We start from the raw sequence: 15,724 nt of genomic DNA, 5'->3' as shown, positions 1-15,724 counted from the left end.
GCCAGGGCGCCTCCAGTACCCTCGGTTCAGTCAGCACAACGATCGATCAGACCCCGGAGGGTTTTCGGTGACCTCAGCGCAGGACGAGAGCAAGGCTTCAGTGGAGGAATTCAAGCTCACGCAGGCCGACGTCGCCTTGCTCGAAAAGGCCATGTTCGAGGTCAAGCGGGTCATCGTCGGACAGGACCGACTGGTCGAGCGGATACTCGTCGGCCTGCTCGCACGTGGACACATCCTGCTCGAAGGTGTTCCGGGCGTGGCCAAGACGTTGGCTGTCGAGACGTATGCAACCGTCGTGGGCGGATCGTTCTCGCGGGTGCAGTTCACCCCCGACCTCGTGCCCACCGACCTCATCGGTACGCGGATCTACCGTCAGGGCCGTGAAGAGTTCGACACCGAACTCGGTCCGGTTGTGGCCAACTTCCTGCTCGCCGATGAGATCAACCGCGCGCCGGCCAAGGTGCAGTCGGCGCTGCTCGAGGTCATGGCCGAGCGGCACGTGTCGATCGGTGGCACGACATACCCGATGCCCGATCCGTTCCTCGTGATGGCGACGCAGAACCCGATCGAGAACGAGGGCGTCTACCCGCTGCCGGAAGCCCAGCGAGATCGCTTCTTGTTCAAGGTGCTGGTGGACTATCCCGCGATCGAAGAAGAGCGCGAGATCGTCTACCGCATGGGCAACAAGCCGCCAACGGCCAAGCCGGTGCTCGATCCGGAGACGATGGTGCGCCTGCAGAACGTCGCGGCCAACGTGTTCGTCCACCACGCACTTGTCGACTACGTCGTGCGGGTCATCCACGCGACGCGTTTTCCGGCCGAGTTGGGTCTGAAGGACGTGGCCGGATGGCTCTCGTACGGTGCGTCGCCGCGTGCAACCCTTGGCATCATCGCCGCCGCCCGGGCGCTGGCGCTGGTGCGTGGACGTGACTATGTCGTACCGCAGGATGTCGTCGAGGTGATTCCGGATGTCCTACGACACCGATTGGTGCTCAGCTACGACGCGCTCGCCGACGAGGTGGATGCCGACACGATCATCACCCGCGTCCTCCAGACGATCGGGCTGCCACAGGTCAGTGCCCAACCGCTGAACACCGGACCGGCCGCGGCCGCGCAGGCGAACGCCCAACACCTGAACAATCAGCCGCACCAGCAGGCTCCACAACAACCGGTGGGCCATCAGCAGCCCGGCTACCCGCAGCAGGGTGGCTATCGGCAACAGCCGAATCCGCTGACCAAGCCGGCCGCAGCGCAGGGTGGCCCGGGACAGGGCAACCAGTCGCACTATGGCGGATAACAGCGCACTTCCGTCATTTGGCGCGGGCACGCTGGAAGATCCCAAACTGACGGCAGCACTGAAGACGCTCGAGATCATTGTTCGTCGCAAGCTCGATGGCGTACTCCAGGGCGATCACCTCGGTCTGATCCCGGGACCGGGCACCGAGCCGGGGGAGGCCCGCCCGTATCAGCCCGGCGACGACGTCAGGCAGATGGACTGGTCGGTCACGGCGCGGACCACACAGCCACATGTGCGACAGATGGTCGCCGACCGTGAACTCGAGACGTGGCTGGTCGTCGACATGTCCGCGAGTCTGGACTTCGGCACGGTCAACACCACCAAACGTGATCTCGCGGTGGCCGCCTGCGCTGCCATCGCGCATCTGACGCTCGGTGGCGGCAACCGGATGGGTGCCGTCGTCTGTACCGGCGACCAGGTGGTCCGCATCCCGGCCCGTGGCGGTCGCGCCCATGCACTCGACACCCTCAAGACCATCGCCACCACCACTCGTTCGAGTGAAGGCGTGCGTGGCGACCTGCATGCCGGGATCGATGCCCTGCGCAGGCCCGAACGCCGCCGAGGGCTGGCCGTTGTGGTCAGCGATTTCCTTGGACCGATCGATTGGGATCGCCCGTTGCGCGCGATCTCGGGCCACCATGACGTGCTCGGCGTGGAGGTGCTCGATCCCCGCGATCTGGAACTGCCCGATGTCGGGGAGGTCGTCCTGCGCGACGCCGAATCCGGTCAGATCCGCGAGCTCACCATCACCGACAAGGTCCGCGCCGATTTCGCCCGTGCCGCCGAGGATCATCGGCAGCAGGTGGAGTGGACCCTGAGGCGTTGTGGCGCACCGACTCTCGCGCTGCGAACCGACCGTGACTGGATCGCCGACGTGGTCCGGTTCATCGCGCAGCGTCGCCGCGGGATGAATGCGGGGTCGACCCGATGAGCTGGTTCGATCTCGCGTCACCCTGGTGGCTGCTGGTCCTGCTTGCCGTCGTAGGCCTCATCGCCGGCTACATCTACATGCAGCGCAGGCGCCAGAGTCGGGCCCTCAAGTTCGCCAATCTGGATCTGCTCAACCGCGTTGCACCCAAAACCCAGAACCGGGCCCAGCACATACCGATCGTGCTGATGGTCCTCGCATTGGCGGTGTTGGTGGTGGCAATGGCCGGCCCCCAGGCCGATCGCAAGGTGCCACGAAACAAGGCAACGGTGATCCTGGTCATCGACGTCTCGCGGTCGATGGACGCCACCGATGTCTCGCCGTCGCGGCTCAAGGCTGCGCAAGAGGCAGGCAAGAAGTTCGCCGACGAACTCACCGAGGGCATCAACCTCGGGCTGATCTCGTATGCGGGAACCGCGACCACGCTGGTGTCACCGACCCCGAACCGGCAGGCCACCAAGGACGCGATCGACAAGTTGACGCTCGACGACAAGACCGCGACCGGCGAGGGCATCCTGGCTGCGATGACGCAGATCAAAACCCTCAACGCCGTCCTCGGTGGCGCGGAGGGCGCACCGCCGGCCCAGGTCGTGTTGCTCTCGGACGGAAAAGAGACCGTTCCCGACGACCCGGACGACCCGCGTGGCGCGTTCACCGCGGCCCGCAAGGCAAAAGAAGAACGGATCCCGGTCAACACCATCTCGTTCGGTACCGCGACCGGAACCGTCGATCTCGAAGGTGATCGCATCCCGGTGCCGGTCGACGATGAATCGCTCCAGCGGATCGCGCAATTGTCCGGGGGCAAGTTCTTCACCGCCTCGAGCCTCGACGAGCTCAACCAGGTGTACGAGAATCTGCAGAACCAGATCGGATACGAGACCCAGCGTGGCGATGCGTCCCGGCCGTGGCTGATCGTCGGCACGCTGCTGGTGCTGGCGGCCGCGGTGAGTGCGGTAGCAATCAACAGGCGGCTCCCGTGATGGGGCCTGTTAAACGTCGGCAGTGGACAAAGCGATAGGTTGACCGTCATGGCTGACAGCAATACGAAGGTATCCCGCTCGGTTCTCGTCACCGGCGGCAACCGTGGAATCGGTTTGGCGATCGCACAACGGCTTGCCGCCGATGGCCACAAGGTGGCCGTCACGCATCGCGGCTCAGGAGCCCCCGAGGGACTGTTCGGGGTCCAGTGCGATGTCACCGACAACGACTCCATCACCGCGGCGTTCAAGGCGGTCGAAGAGCATCAGGGGCCGGTCGAGGTGCTGGTGTCCAACGCCGGAATCACCGATGACACGCTGCTCATGCGGATGACGGAAGAACAGTTCGAAAAAGTCATCGACGCCAACCTCACCGGCTCGTTCCGGGTCTCCAAGGCAGCCTGCCGGTCGATGCTGCGCAAGCGCTGGGGCCGGTTCATCTTCCTCGGTTCCGCCGTCGCGATGATGGGAACGCCCGGCCAGATCAACTACGCCTCGTCCAAGGCAGGCGTGATCGGCATGGCGCGATCGCTGACCCGTGAACTCGGGTCGCGTTCGATCACCGCCAACGTCGTCGCACCCGGACTCATCGAGACCGACATGACCGACGAGTTGCCCGCCGAGTACAAGGAGCAGGCCGTCAAGTTGATCCCGGCGGCCCGGATCGGGCAGCCCGAAGAGGTCGCCGCTGTTGTCAGCTGGCTTGCCTCCGACGACTCCTCTTATGTCTCCGGCGCGGTCATCCCCGTCGACGGTGGCCTCGGAATGGGTCACTGAGACTCCGGTCGCACCCGGCGTTTCATCAGCATTCACGCACCACCGACACACGAAACCACCTCGAGGGAGCAGACATTGAGCGGGATACTCGACGGCAAGACAGTTCTGATCACCGGAATCATCACTGATTCCTCGATCGCGTTCCACGCCGCCGCCATGGCGCAGGAACAGGGCGCACGCGTGATCATCACCGGATTCGACCGGCTGCGGTTGATCGACCGGATCGCTCAGCGTCTGCCGAAGGAAGTGCCGCCGGCACTCGAATTGGACATCACCAACGAGGAGCACCTCGGAACCCTCGCCGATCGCCTGAAGGAGATCGCACCCGAGGGCATCGACGGCGTCCTGCATTCCATCGCGTTCGCGCCCCGCACCCTGATGGGTCCGGAGGCCAAGCCGTTCCTCGAGGGCCCGGGTCCGGATGCGGCGCAGTCGTTCCAGGTGTCGGCATGGAGCTACGCGGCGCTGGCCCGCGCCGTGCTGCCCGCGATGAACGAGGGTGGCTCGATCGTCGGCATGGACTTCGATCCACGTACCTCGATGCCGTACTACAACTGGATGGGTGTGGCCAAGGCCGCGCTGGAATCGGTGAACCGTTATGTGGCCCGGGAAGTGGGCGAGGCCAAGAAGATCCGGTCGAACCTGGTGGCCGCCGGCCCGATCAAGACCCTTGCCGCCAAGGCGATCGCCGGAACCGCGACCGGTGATGCCAAGAAGCTCAGCCAGCTCAACGAATACTGGGATGGCGCCTCGCCGATCGGCTGGAACGTCGATGATCCCTCGGTGGTCGCCAAATCGGTCTGCGCACTGCTCTCGGACTGGCTGCCCGGTACCACCGGGTCGATCGTCTACGTCGACGGCGGCGCGAGCCACAACACCTGGCTCCCCGAAGGTTTCGCGACGTAGTGAGTGCGACAACCGGTTTTGACGCCGTCCTGGTCTTGTCCTTCGGTGGACCGGACAAGCCGGACGACGTTCGGCCGTTCCTCGAGAACGTCACCCGGGGGCGTGGTGTGCCACCGGAGCGCCTTGACGAGGTGGCGCAGCACTACCTCCACTTCGGTGGGGTGTCGCCGATCAACGCACTGAACAAGGCGATGATCAGCTCGCTCGAAGCCGAGCTCGATCGGGACGGCATCAACCTGCCGGTCTATTTCGGAAACCGCAACTGGCATCCGATGATCGAGGACACCCTCGCGCAGATCCATGGCGACGGACATCGGCGGATTCTGGTCTTTCCGACCTCGGCGTGGGGTGGCTATTCGGGGTGCCGCCAGTACGACGAGGACATCACTCGTGCGCTGGCCTCACTCGGCGCCGATGCCGACGACATGTTCATCCGCAAGCTGCCGCAGTATTGGCAGCACCCGGCGATGACGGCGTCGTGGGCTGATTCGATCGCGACCGCGAAAGCCGAACTGCCAGAAGAACTTCGCGACGATGCGCGGCTGGTGTTCACCGCTCATTCCATTCCGCTCTCGGCCGACCGGGCGGCGGGTCCACCCGCTGACGGCGGTCAGCTCTACAGCAGGCAGGTCGCGGCGGCGTCCGCACTGGCCGCCGACGCTGCGGGCTTCGCGGAGTTCGATCAGGTGTGGCAATCGCGCTCGGGGCCGCCACAGATCCCGTGGCTCGAACCGGATATCTGCGATCACCTAGAGTCCGTCGCAGGCCGCGGCGTCCGGGCAGTGATCGTCTGCCCGATCGGTTTCGTCTCCGACCACCTCGAGGTGGTGTGGGATCTCGACAACGAGGGCCTGGACAAGGCGCGGGAGCTGGGCCTGGGCTACGCGCGGGCGGCAACGGTGGGGACGGACCCCCGGTTCATCACGATGATCACCGAACTGATCGCCGAACAGTGCAGAGGCGACGTCGAGTTCAGACTCGGCATGACGGACAACGGGGCACCCTGCGCACGCGGTTGTTGCGAACCTGTCCGCCGTCCTGCATAAGGCACGCCGAACTGCGCTGGTCTCAGACGTGGTTGCTGGAGACCAATTCGTCGATGACGGCATTGGTGGCGCTCATCCGGGCGATCCGGACCGTACGACCGAGCTCACGCAAGGCCGTATCGCCACTCTGCTGCTGTTCCGCGACGATACCGAAGTCGGGTGCCGCAGCGCGGGCCACCGACAGGATGGCGGCCACGTGAGCGGCCTGTTCGAGGATGCGTTCGGCCCGCGGGTTGATCCCGGGCGGTAGTTGCTGGGCGGCGAGTCGGGTCATCTGCGCCACCACTTCTCGGGGATCGGGGCGGCCCTCGGCAGACGACGTCCGTGGCATCCGCAGACCGGCGAGTATCTGGGTTGCCGACCGAATGCCTTCCCGCAGTTCGTATTCGACCTCACTGAGGGAATGTGTGATGGGGATCGCGGGTGTGCCGGTGAGCGTGTGCACACCCCAGCCGATGGTGTAGCGATCCAGCCTGCGGGGGATGAGTGCGAAACGTCCGGGTACCACCAGCAGTTCACCGGCTTCGAGTGCGGCTGTGGTGACCGGACCCCGCGGCGGCAGCCCGAGCATGTCGCCTGGTGCGACCAAGAGCAGCGCCAGGCCATGGGTGGAGCCCTCGCGGACCAGGCGCAGGAGTGCGTCACTCTCCTCGCCGTCGGGATTCAACGAAAGTTCCTGGGCAGCAGCAGCATCCGCCGCGAGGACGCGGTGTCGAGAACTCCACCGACCGAGCACATCGAGCAGGTCATCGGGGGAGTAGCGACCCGACTGCCACGCCGCACCCCAAGCACCGAGGGCACCACCGATGCCCGCGGTATCGGTCGGATACTCAAAAACGTTGTCGGTCATCACAGCCTTCACTTCTTCGTTGCGTCTGGGCCGATCTTACTGCCGGTGCCACGGCTCGGCGTGGCAAGCACCGTGGCCCCTGGCCGGGCCCTAACGTGGTGCCGGTGAACAGCAATGGTTCTGATCGTTATGGTCGAGATGTCCTGTCCGGACCGCGGAAGAGCACCCGGCCCGTCGTCCCCGAGGTCGCTGCCGAGCGTGACCTCGTCGTCGAGGATGCGGCCAGCGGATTCTGCGGCGCCGTTGTCGGCTTCGAACGCAGCTACGACGGGGAGTTCGTGCGGCTGGAAGACCGTCGGGGACTGACCCGGATCTTCGCGATGCGGCCCGCTGCGTTCCTGATCGACGGCAAACCTGTGACATTGATCAAACCTGTGGTGAAAGCGCCGACGGCACCGGCGCGGACGGCGTCCGGTTCACGGACGGTGGCCCGGCAGCGGGCCCGGGTCGCACGGGCGAGCCGCCTGTTCGTCGAAGGTGTTCACGACGCGGCGTTGATGGAACGGATCTGGGGCGACGATCTGCGTGTCGAAGGCATCGTGGTCTCGAGCCTCGACGGCCTCGACAATCTCGATGAAGCACTTGCCGAGTTCGAGCCCGGACCCACCCGCCGGGCCGGCGTCCTCGTGGACCACCTGGTGGCCGGTTCCAAGGAATCCCGGCTCACCGAGCGGGTCGGCGAACACGTCCTCGTCACCGGGCATCCGTACATCGACGTCTGGGAAGCGGTGAAACCCGCGGCGGTGGGGATCAAGGCCTGGCCGAAGATCCCGCGGGGCATCGACTGGAAGACCGGTATCTGCCAGGAGTTGAACTGGGGTACACCGCAAGACGGCTGGCGGAAGGTGAACTCGTCCGTGTCGAGTTTCCGCGATATCGAGGTTCCACTGATCCGGGCCGTCGAGGAACTGATCGATTTTGTGACCGCAGTCGAATAACGAGACAACCCAGACCCATTTTGCGTGGCACAGTGGATGTGTGAGCGCAGTCATCTGGCTCGTGGCCGGACTGATACTGATCGGCGCTGAGGTACTCAGCGGCGATCTGATCCTGCTCATGCTCGCCGGCGGAGCCCTGACCGCGGCCGGGGTCAGCGCCGTCTTCGGCACACCGCTGTGGGTCGACGGAGCCGTTTTCGCCCTGATGTCGCTGCTCCTGCTGTTTGCTGTCCGTCCGGTTGCCAAGCGACACATGTACAACCGACCCCGACTGGCCACCAACACCGACGGTCTGATCGGCCGTCACGGCGTGGTCGTTGCCGCCATCGACGGCGATTCGGGGCAGGTGAAATTCGACGGAAGCGTGTGGTCGGCCCGGGCCGCGCATCCAGCCGACCGGTTCGCCGAGGGCGAATCGGTGACGGTTCTCGAGATCGAAGGCGCCACCGCCGTGGTGTGGAAAGGATGAGCACCATGGTGGTCGGACTGGTGGTGATCGTGGTTCTGGTGCTGGTTGTGGCCGTGATCCTGGTGAAGTCGGTCGCGCTGATCCCGCAGGCCGAGGCGGCGGTGATCGAGCGATTGGGCCGGTACATCAAAACCACGTCCGGGCAGCTCACACTCCTGGTTCCGTTTGTCGACCGCATCCGGGCCCGCATCGATCTGCGAGAGCGGGTGGTCTCATTCGCGCCGCAGCCGGTCATCACCGAGGACAACCTCACGGTCAACATCGACACCGTCGTCTATTTTCAGGTCACCACCCCGCAGGCCGCGGTCTATGAGATCAACGACTACATCGTTGGTGTGGAACAGCTGGCCACGACCACGCTGCGCAACGTGGTCGGCGGGATGACCCTCGAAGAAACCCTGACCTCGCGTGAATACATCAACGCGCAGCTGCGCGGTGTGCTGGACGAGGCCACCGGTCGCTGGGGTCTGCGGGTGGCCCGCGTGGAGCTGAAATCGATCCTGCCGCCGCCTTCCATCCAGGAATCGATGGAAAAGCAGATGAAGGCCGATCGCGAGAAGCGCGCCACGATCCTGGCCGCCGAGGGTCAGCGCGAATCGGCGATCAAGACCGCGGAGGGCAACAAGCAGAGTCAGATCCTCTATGCCGAGGGTGCCAAGCAGGCGGCGATCCTCACTGCCGAGGGTGATCGGCAATCGCTCATCCTGCAGGCGCAGGGTGACCGGGCTGCGCAATACCTGCGCGCCCAGGGTGAGGCCAAGTCGATCGAGAAGGTCTTCGCCGCGATCAAGGCCGCCAAGCCCACGCCCGAACTGCTGGCTTACCAGTATCTGCAGCAACTCCCGGAGATGGCCAAGGGCGAGGCCAGCAAGGTGTGGGTGGTCCCGACCGACTTCGGTTCGGCATTACAGGGTTTCGCCAAATCGTTCGGGATCCGGTCAGATGATGGTGTCTTCCGCTACGAGGCCCCGGCCGACGACAGTCCGGCTCCGGTCGACGAGTCCGACATCGCCGAGTGGTTCGAGAAGGCCACCGATCCCGTCGTCGCGCAGGCTGTGGCCGCGGCCGAAGCAGTAGCCCGGACACCGATAGCCGATCAGCCTCCGCTGTCGGCCCGTCCGATCGACACCACACTCCCGGCTCCCGGTCAGTACGAGGCCCCGTCCGGCATTGAATCCGCGCAGGACAAACCTGCACCAGGCTGAGACCTCCGCCGTGGCGCCGTACGCAGGCGCTGTCAGTGCACCAGCAGGTAGGCCGCACCGGCGGTCGCCGCGGCCCAGACGACCGAGGCCAGCGTTCCGATGATGAACTGCTCGGCTGCACCCGGTTCGCGCAGTTCGGGATAGCGGCCGAGCCCTTTGATTGCCAGCACGATGGCGATGGCCTCGGGCCATTGCAGACCGAGCGCTGCGACCACCACGATGCGTTCGAGATATCCGATGACGCGGCCACCACGTAGCGGGGTCGGTATCGGCGCCGGATCGGCCCCCGGGTTCGGGGGCGGCGTGGGGGTGTCCAGTTGCCACGGTTCGATACCACCGAGCAGCAGCGCCGCTCGCACCATCAGGGTGCCGCCGGTGATCGCAGCGGCAACGGTGAGGCATTGGATGATCACCGCGCCGGCGCCATCGGCCGGACCGGCGACCAGTCCCAGGATCGCCACCAGCCCGAGCACTGCCGGCGCGATCATCGCCGCGGCAATGTTCATCGGGCGTCCGTGCCCGAGGGGCAGTCGGCTGATGAGCAGGGGCAGGCATGCGGTCACTGCCAGCAGCACGATGGCCGCGATGATCACGGGTGCGCGACCTGGAGTAGATGGGTGGCGAGCACGCGTGTGTCCTCCTCGATATGCCAGTCCGCGGCCTGGAGTCGTTGCGACATCGCCTGCGGTGTGATCCCGAGTGTGGCAGCCGCCTCTGACTGACTGTGGCCCAGGCGCATCTGCCGGACCGCTTCCTGCCCGGCGGCGCTACGTCCGGCGGCAGTGCGGACGAGCAGTCGCAGCGCGGTCTGTGCATGACCGTCCGCGGCAGTACCGAATCCGACCACGCTCACGCGGTAGCGGGTGTTCTTCGCAGATGTGACGGCCTCCCGGGCCCGCTCGAACGCCTGCCCGCGACCGGCCCGGGTCTGCTCGGGCAGGGGGAGTTCGACGTCACCGATCCCGACACCGATGCTCCAATGACCGTCGGCGGCCAGGATCGTCACCGCCTCGGTGACGGCTGCGGGGTCGTCGAGGACCGCCTGCAGTTCGTCGCCTGCGGTCCGGTCGAAGGGCCGGATGGTCGGCACGGAGGCAAGAGCGGTGAGGGCTGCCGGAACCCGATCCGGTTCGCTCCGGCTACGTCGCTGATCAATCGTCAGTACATACATGCATTCTCCGCACCGATTCAGACACAAGGAACTATCAAGGATTGAACCTTGAGTGGAGACTATCAGGTAAATGGACTTGATTGAAAACAATCAAGCTTTTTAACTTGATGCAATGGTGTTGGAGCCCGAGGGATTGGCATGACCAGCATCGTTGTGAGCTTCCGGTCCGTCCTGCGCCGATGCGTTGACTCCCAGGCGGGCATCGACGATCAGTCCGATCACTCCGACGCTGAACAGGCCCGCCGACAGTGCCAGCGACCAGATGTCACCCTCGCCGGTGAGAGCATCACCGAGTAGGACCACCGCTGCGGTTCCGGGCAACACCCCGACAACGGTCGCGAGCAGATACGGCACGAATTTGATCGACGAGAGTGCCGCGATGTAGTTGGTCACCGAGAACGGGCACGCGGCGATCAGACGCAGTGACCCGACTGCGAGCCAACCGCGCCGCTCCATGCGGACCTCGACCGCGCGGGTGACCGGGTGGTGGAGATAGGGCTGGATGCGAGCCCGGCCGAATCTGCGAACCAGGAAGAAGGCCGCCACCGCCGCGAAAGTGGTCGCCAACATGGCGCCGGAGAAACCCACAGCCGGACCGAAGAGCAGTCCCGAGGCAACGGTGAATGCGGACCGCGGAATCGGGAAGATCACGATGATCGCGTAGCCGATGAAAAAGAACCAGACAAACGCCGGGCCGAACGAATCGGCCCACTCCCGGAGTCGGGAGACCGATGGGATGGGCGCTAGATAGGCGGCGAGCAGCACCGCGATCACGGCTATGAGCCCGATCACAGCTCGGGTCACCGCAGTCTGCCGGGTGACTCGACCGTTGGTTTTCACGGGCTCAACCATACGGCCGACCTCGAGGCCTGCCGGTGTGCGCGACACCACTGTGGTAGCACCCACCTCGACTTATGGCCCGAGTGATCGATCGGATAGTGTCGAATCCACGTTCTGATGCGACCGAGATCACGACGTCACCAGCCGATCGAAGGGCTCACCCCGAATGCCGGATACCCATTCCGACCTCCAAGACCTGGAGGCCAGTTACCAGCGATGGTCCGACTCTGCCGCGCAAGTGCTGGCCAAGTCCAAGCGCATTGACGCCGCGGACCTGAGCGACAGCCCAGAAGCACTGCTGTCGACCATCACGCCGGACGAACTGGTCATCAAGCCGCTGTACACACGACGCGATGAGCTCGACGAGCCAGGCCTTCCGGGTTCGTACCCGTTTGTCCGCGGCAGCGACGCCACCCGCGATGTGAACATGGGTTGGCGCGTCACCGAGCGCTTCGGTGATCCCACCGGCGAGCCCCAGGATCCGAAGGCGCTCAATGCCGCGATCCTGGAGGCACTCGACAACGGTGTGAGCGGTCTGTGGTTGGCGGTCGGCGAGAACTCGATCGCGCCCGAGCAGCTGGCCGCAGTCCTGGCCGGGGTGTTCCTCGACCTCGTTCCGGTCACCGTCGACGCCGGCGCCCACGGAATCGATGCGGCCCGCGCCCTGCAGGCACTGCTGCCCGACACCGCGTCGCTGAGCACCGTCGCCTCGTACGGCCTGGCGCCGTTGACCGCGGCCCTGTCCGGGCGGCCCACCGTCGAGCTGTCAGCTGCGATCGCGATCGCCCAGGAATCAGGTGCCGGTGTCCGGGCCATCCGCGTCGACGGCACCGACTTCGCACTCGGCGGGGCCACCGACGTCCAGGAGCTGGCCTTTGTGGTGGCTGCGGGTGTCGAATACCTGCGTGAGCTCACCGCCGCCGGCCTCGACATCGACAAAGCACTGGGGCAGTTGACCTTTGCATTGTCGGCCACCGACGATCAGTTCGGCACGATGGCCAAGTTCCGGGCGATCCGGCGACTGTGGGGCCGTGTGGCACAGGTCAGCGGTGCACCGTCGGCGGGCGCAGCGGTGACCCACGGTGTCACTGCGCTGAGCATGATGAGTCAGCGCGATCCCTGGGTGAACATGCTGCGTGTCACCACCGCGACGTTCGGCGCCGGAGTCGGTGGCGCCGACCAGATCACGGTGCTGCCGTTCGATGCTGCGCTGGCACCCGCCGATCGCACCACCAACCCGAGCTTCTCGCGCCGCATGGCCCGCAACACGCAGTTGCTGCTCCTGGAGGAGTCCAACGTCGCCAAGGTCATCGACCCGGCGGGCGGATCCTGGTTCGTCGAGTCGCTGACCGACGAACTCGCCGTCGCTGCCTGGGCATTGTTCCAGGAGATCGAGGGCAAGGGCGGATACCGTCAGGCACTGGCCGACGGCTGGATCGGCGAGCAGATCGCCACGTCGGTCGAGGCCCGCGACAACGCGGTGGCGCACCGGACCACCGCGCTCACCGGTATCAACGAGTTCCCGAACCTGGGGGAGAAGCCCCTCGGTACCGCAGGCGCGGCAGATGTCGCCGACCAGCCCGCATCGGCGCCAAACCTGGCACGGATCGCGCGGCCTTTCGAGCGTCTGCGCGATCGATCCGATGCCTACCTCGCCGCTCATGGCCGTCGTCCCACGGCGATCATGCTGCCGTTGGGCTCGGTGGCCGAACACAACGGCCGCACCACGTTCGTCGCCAACCTGTTGGCTGCCGGTGGTATCGAAGCGGTCAATCCCGGTCCGCTGGACGGTGATTCGGTGGCCGCCGCCATCTCGGCGGCAGGCAATCCTGCGGTCGCGGTCCTGTGTGCGGCCAATCCTCGTTACGGGACCGACGGTGGCGTCGCCCTTCAGGCAGCTCGCGCCGCCGGGGTCGAGACCGTGCTGCTGGCCGGTCCGTCCAAGGCCTGGACCGACGCCGCAGATACCCCGGATGGATTCCTGCAGGTCGGTATCGACGCCATCACCACGTTGACCGACCTGTTCGACAAGATCGAGGCGAAGAGCTGATGACCAGTACCCAGAAACAAATCGCGAGTTTCGCCGACGTTCCGCTGTCGGATGCGGCAGCAGCACCTGCGACCGGTGACAGTGACAAGCTGATCTCTGATCTGGCTCAGGCACACGGATATTCGACCGAGCAGGTCACCTGGAGCACGCCGGAACAGATCGACGTGAAGCCGATCTTCACCCGCGCCGACCGTGACGCGGTGACCGCCGACGGCGAGCATCCGTACCCGCTCGACACCGTGCCGGGTTCGGTGCCGTTCCTGCGCGGTCCGTATCCGACGATGTACGTGAACCAGCCGTGGACGATTCGGCAGTACGCCGGCTTCTCCACCGCGGCCGAGTCCAACGCCTTCTACCGCCGCAACCTCGCGGCCGGTCAGAAGGGCCTGTCGGTGGCATTCGACCTGGCCACCCACCGCGGCTACGACTCCGACCATCCCCGGGTGGCCGGTGACGTCGGTATGGCCGGTGTGGCAATCGATTCCATCCTCGACATGCGTCAGCTGTTCGACGGCATCGACCTCGGTTCGGTATCGGTCTCGATGACGATGAACGGCGCCGTGCTGCCGATTCTCGCGTTGTATGTCGTGGCCGCCGAAGAGCAGGGTGTACCGCCGGAGAAGCTCGCCGGGACCATCCAGAACGACATCCTCAAAGAGTTCATGGTCCGCAACACCTACATCTATCCGCCCAAGCCGTCGATGCGGATCATCTCGAACATCTTCGAGTACACCAGTCTCAAGATGCCGAAGTTCAACTCGATCTCGATCTCCGGATACCACATCCAAGAGGCCGGTGCCACAGCCGATCTGGAGTTGGCGTACACCCTCGCCGACGGCATCGAGTACCTGCGGGCCGGCGTCGACGTCGGGCTCGACATCGACAAGTTCGCACCACGGCTCTCGTTCTTCTGGGCCATCGGCATGAACTTCTTCATGGAGGTCGCGAAACTTCGTGCGGCGCGGCTCATCTGGAGTGAGCTCGTGGCCAAGTTCGACGCCAAGAACCCGAAATCGCTGTCGCTGCGTACACATTCGCAGACCTCGGGCTGGTCGCTGACCGCACAGGATCCGTTCAACAACGTTGCGCGGACCTGCATCGAGGCGATGGCCGCGACCCAGGGTCACACCCAGTCGCTGCACACCAACGCCCTCGACGAGGCGCTGGCACTGCCCACCGACTTCTCGGCACGTATCGCCCGCAACACCCAGCTGCTCCTGCAGCAGGAGTCGGGCACCACGCGTCCGATCGATCCGTGGGCCGGATCGAACTACGTCGAGTGGCTCACACACGAACTCGCCAACAAGGCGCGTGCGCACATCGCCGAGGTCGAAGAGGCCGGCGGTATGGCACAGGCCATCAACGAGGGCATCCCGAAGCTTCGGATCGAAGAGGCTGCCGCACGTACGCAGGCCCGGATCGACTCCGGCCAGCAGCCGGTGATCGGCATCAACAAGTATCAGGTCGACGAGGACCAGGAGATCGAGGTCCTCAAGGTCGAGAACTCGAAGGTCCGCGGCGAGCAGATCGAGAAGCTGGAAAGGCTTCGCGCCAGCCGTGATTCGGCAGCCGTGGAGACCGCACTGGCCAACCTGACAAAGGCCGCGGCCTCGTCCGAGGGTGGCCTGGAGAACAACCTGATGGCACTGGCGATCGAGGCGGCCCGTCACCAGGCCACCGTCGGCGAGATCTCCGAGGCACTGGAGAAGGTCTACGGCCGTCATCAGGCAGAGATCCGCACCATCAGCGGTGTGTACCGACACGAGGCCGGAACTGTGCAGAACATCGACGACGCCATCGATCTGGTCAACAAGTTCGCCGAAGCAGAAGGTCGGCGTCCGCGTGTGCTGGTCGCGAAGATGGGCCAGGACGGCCATGACCGCGGACAGAAAGTGATCGCGACGGCCTTTGCCGACCTCGGTTTCGATGTCGACGTCGGCCCGCTGTTCCAGACCCCGGATGAGGTGGCGCTGCAGGCCTCGGACAACGACGTGCATGTTGTCGGTGTCTCGTCTTTGGCGGCAGGTCACCTCACCTTGGTGCCCGCACTGCGCGACGCACTCGCGAAGGTCGGGCGCAGCGACATCATGATCGTGGTCGGCGGTGTGATCCCGCCCGGCGATTTCGACGAGCTGTACGAGGCAGGCGCCGCCGCGATCTTCCCTCCGGGAACGGTCATCGCCGACTCCGCCGTGGAGCTGATCAAGAAGCTCGCTGTTGAATTAGGGCATGAATTGGGAACCGGGGCCTGAGCTGACATCGTGAGTCTG

At 65.3% G+C, this 15,724-nt stretch carries 15 protein-coding genes; 11 read left to right on the top strand and 4 right to left on the bottom strand.

What is annotated here, in order from left to right:
- Positions 1-151 precede the first annotated feature (151 nt).
- The 6 genes from AC56PL_RS16900 to AC56PL_RS16875 all read left to right on the top strand — a co-directional run bounded on the left by AC56PL_RS16900 (position 152) and on the right by AC56PL_RS16875 (position 5,931).
- Positions 152-1,297: an AAA family ATPase gene (locus AC56PL_RS16900; RefSeq protein ID WP_495516908.1), complete on the top strand. Its 1,146-nt coding sequence runs from the start codon at positions 152-154 to the stop codon at positions 1,295-1,297.
- Entirely contained in the window at positions 1,287-2,228 is a 942-nt protein-coding gene (locus AC56PL_RS16895) for a DUF58 domain-containing protein (protein ID WP_497154566.1), read from the top strand. Before AC56PL_RS16900 ends, AC56PL_RS16895 begins: the two co-directional genes overlap by 11 nt.
- Positions 2,225-3,205 (top strand): VWA domain-containing protein, encoded by a 981-nt coding sequence (locus tag AC56PL_RS16890; protein WP_495516504.1) that lies wholly within the window; start codon positions 2,225-2,227, stop codon positions 3,203-3,205. Before AC56PL_RS16895 ends, AC56PL_RS16890 begins: the two co-directional genes overlap by 4 nt.
- 48 nt (positions 3,206-3,253) lie before the next feature.
- Positions 3,254-3,979, top strand: a complete 726-nt coding sequence (gene fabG1 / locus AC56PL_RS16885) for a 3-oxoacyl-ACP reductase FabG1 (protein ID WP_495516503.1) — start codon at positions 3,254-3,256, stop codon at positions 3,977-3,979.
- A gap of 75 nt (positions 3,980-4,054) precedes the next feature.
- A complete protein-coding gene (gene inhA, locus AC56PL_RS16880) occupies positions 4,055-4,885 on the top strand; it encodes an NADH-dependent enoyl-ACP reductase InhA (protein ID WP_495516502.1) in 831 nt (276 codons plus the stop codon).
- On the top strand, positions 4,885-5,931 hold the full coding sequence (locus tag AC56PL_RS16875) for a ferrochelatase (protein ID WP_497154565.1): 1,047 nt from the start codon (positions 4,885-4,887) through the stop codon (positions 5,929-5,931). Before inhA ends, AC56PL_RS16875 begins: the two co-directional genes overlap by 1 nt.
- Before the next feature lie 22 nt (positions 5,932-5,953).
- Here the strand turns inward: AC56PL_RS16875 and AC56PL_RS16870 are convergent, their stop codons facing one another.
- Complete coding sequence (locus tag AC56PL_RS16870) at positions 5,954-6,781, bottom strand: Rv1486c family protein (RefSeq protein WP_495516500.1); 828 nt, start codon at positions 6,779-6,781, stop codon at positions 5,954-5,956.
- Positions 6,782-6,879: 98 nt separating this feature from the next.
- Between AC56PL_RS16870 and AC56PL_RS16865 the strand changes: the two genes are divergently transcribed.
- The 3 genes from AC56PL_RS16865 to AC56PL_RS16855 are packed head-to-tail and all read left to right on the top strand — an operon-like array spanning position 6,880 to position 9,393.
- Positions 6,880-7,719 carry a DUF3097 domain-containing protein gene (locus AC56PL_RS16865; RefSeq protein WP_497154564.1) on the top strand — a complete coding sequence of 280 codons (840 nt, stop codon included), beginning with the start codon at positions 6,880-6,882 and terminating at the stop codon, positions 7,717-7,719.
- Positions 7,720-7,759: 40 nt separating this feature from the next.
- Positions 7,760-8,188 (top strand): NfeD family protein, encoded by a 429-nt coding sequence (locus AC56PL_RS16860; protein WP_495516498.1) that lies wholly within the window; start codon positions 7,760-7,762, stop codon positions 8,186-8,188.
- Positions 8,185-9,393 (top strand): SPFH domain-containing protein, encoded by a 1,209-nt coding sequence (locus tag AC56PL_RS16855; RefSeq protein ID WP_495516497.1) that lies wholly within the window; start codon positions 8,185-8,187, stop codon positions 9,391-9,393. The genes AC56PL_RS16860 and AC56PL_RS16855 overlap by 4 nt, the downstream gene beginning before the upstream one ends.
- A gap of 32 nt (positions 9,394-9,425) precedes the next feature.
- Here AC56PL_RS16855 and AC56PL_RS16850 read toward each other — a convergent pair whose 3' ends face one another.
- From AC56PL_RS16850 to AC56PL_RS16840, 3 genes are all read right to left on the bottom strand, one after another.
- On the bottom strand, positions 9,426-9,986 hold the full coding sequence (locus AC56PL_RS16850; RefSeq protein ID WP_497154563.1) for a hypothetical protein: 561 nt from the start codon (positions 9,984-9,986) through the stop codon (positions 9,426-9,428).
- Positions 9,983-10,564 carry a hypothetical protein gene (locus tag AC56PL_RS16845; protein WP_495516495.1) on the bottom strand — a complete coding sequence of 194 codons (582 nt, stop codon included), beginning with the start codon at positions 10,562-10,564 and terminating at the stop codon, positions 9,983-9,985. The genes AC56PL_RS16850 and AC56PL_RS16845 overlap by 4 nt, the downstream gene beginning before the upstream one ends.
- Positions 10,565-10,663: 99 nt before the next feature.
- Complete coding sequence (locus AC56PL_RS16840; RefSeq protein WP_495516494.1) at positions 10,664-11,404, bottom strand: VTT domain-containing protein; 741 nt, start codon at positions 11,402-11,404, stop codon at positions 10,664-10,666.
- Between the two features lie 166 nt (positions 11,405-11,570).
- Here AC56PL_RS16840 and AC56PL_RS16835 point away from each other — a divergent pair, with 166 nt between their 5' ends.
- Together AC56PL_RS16835 and scpA are read left to right on the top strand one after the other, a co-directional pair.
- Positions 11,571-13,454, top strand: a complete 1,884-nt coding sequence (locus AC56PL_RS16835; protein WP_497154562.1) for a methylmalonyl-CoA mutase family protein — start codon at positions 11,571-11,573, stop codon at positions 13,452-13,454.
- Positions 13,454-15,706, top strand: a complete 2,253-nt coding sequence (gene scpA / locus AC56PL_RS16830) for a methylmalonyl-CoA mutase (protein WP_497154561.1) — start codon at positions 13,454-13,456, stop codon at positions 15,704-15,706. The genes AC56PL_RS16835 and scpA overlap by 1 nt, the downstream gene beginning before the upstream one ends.
- Positions 15,707-15,724: the final 18 nt, after the last annotated feature.

The organism is Williamsia sp. Y721, from assembly GCF_059683565.1.
This window is presented reverse-complemented; position numbering and strand designations above follow the sequence as displayed.